This is a genomic window from Klebsiella sp. S69, from assembly GCF_016516145.1.
GTDB lineage: Bacteria > Pseudomonadota > Gammaproteobacteria > Enterobacterales > Enterobacteriaceae > Klebsiella > Klebsiella oxytoca.
On sequence record NZ_JACVUU010000103.1, the window covers coordinates 1 to 283 of the forward strand.

General features: G+C 49.5%; 1 protein-coding gene. It reads left to right on the top strand.

The window, feature by feature from the left end; translation table 11 throughout:
- A partial coding sequence (locus IAE27_RS29420; protein WP_200093443.1) for a DUF3304 domain-containing protein occupies nucleotides 1-283 on the top strand: 283 nt, incomplete at both ends.

Sequence of the window (283 nt, forward strand, 5' to 3'; positions counted from 1 at the left end):
CAGCGTAGACGGGCAGTCAGGGCTGGATATTATCGGCCCCTGGCAGGGCGGCGGCGGTGGCTGCTGTTACGGCGTGCCGACGAAATGGAAACCGGGAATGACGGTGAAAGTGGAATGGCAAACCGGAGAAGCTTCCACAGATGATTTTCCAGGATATGAACATTGGGATAAATATCTGGAATGGGAAAAAAAAATAAAAGAAAGTCATCGGGAGCATAGCCGAATAGTCCCTGTTCCCGATTATACCGGGCAAAAAACCTGCGGAATAAAGGTTCACTTTTTA